Origin of the sequence: Micromonospora sp. NPDC049799 (assembly GCF_040656655.1) — a bacterium.
Lineage (GTDB): Bacteria > Actinomycetota > Actinomycetes > Mycobacteriales > Micromonosporaceae > Micromonospora.
Genome location: NZ_JBFAMU010000500.1, coordinates 1 through 3,582 on the forward strand (window position 1 = coordinate 1; position 3,582 = coordinate 3,582).

Annotated in this window: 3 protein-coding genes and 1 pseudogene; all 4 read left to right on the plus strand. The window is 73.5% G+C overall.

What is annotated here, in order from left to right; translation table 11 throughout:
• Nucleotides 1-92: 92 nt before the first annotated feature.
• Nucleotides 93-242, plus strand: a pseudogene (locus AB0I76_RS25210) (2-phospho-L-lactate guanylyltransferase); the annotation flags it as partial.
• A 50-nt stretch (nucleotides 243-292) separates the two neighbouring features.
• Nucleotides 293-490 carry a cold-shock protein gene (locus AB0I76_RS25215; RefSeq protein WP_357040171.1) on the plus strand — a complete coding sequence of 66 codons (198 nt, stop codon included), beginning with the start codon at nucleotides 293-295 and terminating at the stop codon, nucleotides 488-490.
• A gap of 54 nt (nucleotides 491-544) precedes the next feature.
• Complete coding sequence (locus tag AB0I76_RS25220; RefSeq protein WP_357040174.1) at nucleotides 545-2,875, plus strand: RNA degradosome polyphosphate kinase; 2,331 nt, start codon at nucleotides 545-547, stop codon at nucleotides 2,873-2,875.
• Nucleotides 2,876-2,894: 19 nt separating this feature from the next.
• A partial coding sequence (locus AB0I76_RS25225; RefSeq protein ID WP_357040177.1) for a CYTH domain-containing protein occupies nucleotides 2,895-3,582 on the plus strand: 688 nt, incomplete at its 3' end.

Consider the following 3,582-nt stretch of genomic DNA (forward strand, 5'->3'; position numbering starts at 1 on the left):
TGGCAGACCCAGTACCTGCACATGGATGAGCCGGGCCCGGTGGTCCGCCAGGGGCAGCAGGTCGGCATCGGGCAGTTGATCGGGTACGTCGGCGCTTCGGTGCCGACTCGGCAGCCGCCCACGCCGCCAGCGGAGCGGTGGCCCTGACCGGTGACTGGCCGAGCCTGCGCCGGGACGTGGACACCGCCGACGACCTGACCGTGGCGGCCCGCCTCGGTCTGGGGCCCCGGACGGCGGCCCTGACGTCCGCCGGCGCTCCGGCGTCCGCGACCGGCGGTGTAGCGTGCGGGGCATGCAGGGCACGGTGGCCAGCTTCGACGCGTCGACCCGCGGTGGTGTGCTGTTGCTCGACGACGGCACCGAGCTGACCTTCGACGCGCGGGCGTTCGACGCCTCCGGGCTCCGGCTGCTCCGTCTGGGCCAGCGGGTCCGCATCGACCGCGAGCCGGATGGCACGGTCGTCCGCGTGACATTGCCGACGATGGCCTGATCCGCCCCGCCCAAGTTCATTTTGCGTTAACCCGGTTCGGGTGAAGATGAGCGGGTGAGCACCCCTCGCGAGCACCCCGACCCGCCCCACGCCACCGAAGCACCCGGCCCCCGCAACGGCACCCGCATCCGGGGCGCCGACGGCCGGTTCCGTCCCGTCCCGGGCGTCGAGCGTGTCCGCCAGGACGCCGACGTGCCCTCGGACACCGACGCCGCAGCCGACTCCGCCGGGCTGGAGGAGGTACTGGATCCGGCCGGCTCCCCCGTGCCGGCGCCGGCCGTCCCGCCCTCCCACGCCGACGAGGACCGGCCGACCGCCGAGCCCCTGCCCGAGGACCGGTTCCTCAACCGCGAGCTGTCCTGGCTCGACTTCAACGCCCGGGTGCTGGCCCTGGCCGAGGACCAGCGCACTCCGCTGCTGGAGCGGGCGAAGTTCCTGGCCATCTTCGCCAGCAACCTGGACGAGTTCTACATGGTGCGGGTGGCCGGCCTGAAACGGCGGCTCTCCGCCGGTCTGCCGGTCCGCGGCGGTGACCGCCTGCCGCTGCGCACCCAGCTGGAGCGGATCGCGGAGAAGGCCGCCACGCTGACCGCCCGGCACGCCGCGTGCTTCGTCGACGACGTGCTGCCGAAGCTGGCCGCCGAGGACATCCGCATCCTGCGGTGGGCCGAGCTGGGCGACGCCGAACGGGAACGGCTGCGCACCTACTTCCGGGAGCAGATCTTCCCGGTGCTCACCCCGCTCGCGGTGGACCCGGCGCACCCCTTCCCGTACATCTCGGGGCGCTCGCTGAACCTGGCCGTCGCGGTCCGCGACCACGACGGCGGCTCGGAGCTGTTCGCCCGGGTGAAGGTGCCCAACAACGTGCCCCGGTTCGTCCGCGTCGACCGGGACCAGCCGGGCGTCCGGATGCTGCCCGTGGAGGACCTCATCTCCGTCCACCTCGGGCAGCTCTTCTCCGGCATGCAGGTGGTGGAGTGCCACCTGTTCCGGGTCACCCGCAACGCCGAGGTGGAGGTCGACGAGGACCGCGACGAGGACCTGCTCCAGGCGCTGGAACGGGAACTGGCCCGGCGCCGCTTCGGCCCGCCGGTACGGCTGGAGGTCGCCGCCTCCATCTCCGACCACATGCTGGAGCTGCTCGTTCGGGAGCTGGACATGGACGCCCACGACGTCCTGCGGGTGCGCGGCCTGCTCGACCTGTCGGCGATGTGGCAGGTCTACGGCGAGGCCGACCGGCCGGACCTCAAGGATCCGCCGTTCGTGCCGGCGACCCACCCCCGGCTCGCCGAGGGCGAGGTGCCCCGCAGTGTCTTCGCCACCCTGCGCGACGGTGACGTGCTGGTGCACCACCCGTACCACTCGTTCGCGACCAGCGTGCAGCGCTTCGTGGAGCAGGCCGCCGCCGACCCGAACGTGCTCGCCATCAAGCAGACCCTCTACCGCACCAGCGGGGACTCCCCCATCGTCGACGCGCTGGTCGACGCCGCCGCCGCCGGCAAGCAGGTGGTGGTGCTGGTGGAGCTGAAGGCCCGGTTCGACGAGATCGCCAACATCGGCTGGGCACGCACCCTGGAACGCGCCGGCTGCCACGTCGTCTACGGCCTGGTCGGCCTCAAGACGCACTGCAAGACCGCGCTCGTCGTACGCCAGGAGGGCAACCAGATCCGCCGGTACTGCCACATCGGCACCGGCAACTACCACCCGAAGACGGCCCGGCTCTACGAGGACTTCGGGATGCTCACCGCCGACCCGGAGATCGGCGCCGACCTGACCGACCTGTTCAACGTGCTCACCGGCTACAGCCGGCAGACCGCGTTCCGGCGGCTGCTCGTCGCGCCCCAGGGCATCCGCCGCGGCCTGGTGGAGCGGATCGACCGGGAGATCGCGCACGTCCGGCTCGGCATGCCCGGCCTCGTCCAGTTCAAGGTGAACTCCCTGGTCGACGAGGAGCTGACCGACGCGCTCTACCGGGCCTCCCGCGCCGGGGTCCACGTCGACCTGCTGATCCGGGGCATGTGCACGCTGCGCCCCGGAGTGCCGGGACTGTCGGAGAACATCCGGGTCCGGTCGATCCTCGGCCGGTTCCTGGAGCACTCCCGCATCTTCCGGTTCGGCAACAACGGCGACGCCGAGTTCTGGATGGGGTCGGCCGACCTGATGCACCGCAACCTGGACCGCCGGGTGGAGGCACTGGTCCAGGTGAGCGACCCGGTCGCGCGGGCCGAGCTGGACCACGTGATGGCCACGGCGATGGGTCCGGACGTGGACGCGTTCGAGCTGGCCGGCGACGGCACCTGGACCCGGCGTGCCGGCAGCGCGGACGCGCCCCTGGTGGACCTCCAGGAACTGCTGCTGCGTCGCGTCGGCGGCACGGCCGGCTGACCCCGCCTAGGCTGACGAGATGGTCGAGGAGGAGCGGAAGTACGCGGTGGACGACGGGTGGGTCCTGCCGGACCTGGCCGGCTCCGCCCCGGCCGGTGGCGGCGTACGCGCCCACCCGGCGGCCACCCTGGTCGCCACGTACTTCGACACCGTCGACCTCCGGCTGGCGCGGGCCGGGGTGTCGCTGCGCCACCGCCAGGGCGACGACCTGCCCTGGACGGTGAAGCTGCCGACCGACAGCCCCGGCGTCCGGCACGAGGTCTCCCGGGCCGGCCCCGCCGACGAACCCCCGGCCGAGCTGGTCGAGCTGGTCACCGTCTTCCACCGGGGCGCACCGCTGGCACCGGCCGCGGTGGTCCGCACCGTGCGGGAGGCGTACGACGTGCGCGACGCCGACGGCACGGTGCTCGCCGAGGTGGTGGACGACCACGTCACCGTCGAGGACGTCAACGGGACGGCCACCGGCGCGTTCCGCGAGCTGGAGGTCGAGCGCAAGGCCGGGGACCGGACCCTGCTGGACCGGATCGGCACGCTGCTGCGCACGGCGGGCGCCCGCGGGGGCGGGTTCACCCCGAAGCACGTACGGGCGCTGGGGCCGGCCGCCGAGGGCGAGCCGGACCTGGTGGCCCCGACCGGCCTGCCCGCCGCGCCCACCGCGGGCGACGTGGTGACCGAGGCGGTACGCCGGGAGGTGCGCCGGCTGCTGG